This is a genomic window from Pseudoalteromonas sp. 1181_04 (assembly GCF_052850545.1).
This window is the reverse complement of sequence record NZ_VXCS01000071.1, coordinates 1-1101: the sequence shown is the minus strand read 5'-3', so window position 1 is coordinate 1101 and position 1101 is coordinate 1. Positions and strand designations below refer to the sequence as shown.

1 protein-coding gene is annotated in these 1101 nt (G+C 52.4%); it reads left to right on the top strand.

The genetic code is table 11. From position 1 onward, the window contains the following. Window positions 1–1101 (top strand): Ig-like domain-containing protein (locus tag FW757_RS23060; RefSeq protein WP_446441775.1); only part of this gene is annotated, 1101 nt, incomplete at both ends.

The following is a 1101-nucleotide window of genomic DNA, read 5'->3' as shown; positions in this document are numbered from 1 at the left end:
GGTGCGTACACCGTGACTGCCAGTCTCACTGATGCCGCAGGTAATACCGGCAACGCCAGTGACAATGGCGTGGTGGATACAATTCCACCAGAGCTTGCGTTTGTGCCCACCTTCCTATTAGGGCAGTTAGTGTCTCTCAGCGGTACCTCCGATTTACCTGCTGGTAGTACTATCACCATCACTGAAAATCTCATTGGTGGCGGTATAGGCGCAACCTATACCACTACAACTGACGCCAATGGCGACTGGACGCTTGTGGGCTTAACCATTCCACTGCTAACAGTGGCCTCTGTGACTGCCAGTGCCAGTGATGAAGCAGGTAATGTGCGCACGATCACTTCGACTGATTTTGATGGTACGCCACCGACGCTCACGGTGAGCGTCGATACATTGAGCAATGACAACACCCCAGCCATTAGTGGGACCACTGATGCGGGTCAAGGGGCTGCAGTGACGGTGGTTGTTACCGATAAAGATGGCAACAGCGAAACCCTCAGCGCCACCGTGGATGCCAATGGTGATTGGGTAATTAGCCCGACAACCCCACTGCCTGATGGTGCGTTTAGTGTTGATGTCAGTGTCCTTGATGGTGTTGGCAACGAAACCACCGACTCGGTTAGTGGTGTGATTGATACCACCTCGCCGAGTCTCACTGTACAAGGTGTCGGTGCTGGCAGTGACGTCACCCCGGTATTCAGTGGCACCAGCAATGAAATCGGTGGCACAGTGACCTTAGTGGTTACCGATGCTAACGGGGTCGAACAAACCCTAAGCGCGACAGTACAAAGCAATGGTCAATGGTCTGTGGAAGTACCAAATGGCTTGAGCGAGGGCGATTACAGCGTTGAGACGACCATCCTGGATGCGGCTGGAAATAGCACGCAAGTCAACTTAACGGGCACTATTGATACCTCAGTGCCTGTTGTTATGGTTAATGATAATGGCCTTGGAAACAATGCGACACCAACGATTACGGGTACCTCAACCGAGCCTACGGGCACCGTTGTTAGCATCAGTATCGTGGATGTCAATGGCGATAGTTATGGATTAAGTGCCACCGTCCTCGCTGATGGTTCATGGCAAGTAACAGCACCAAGCTTA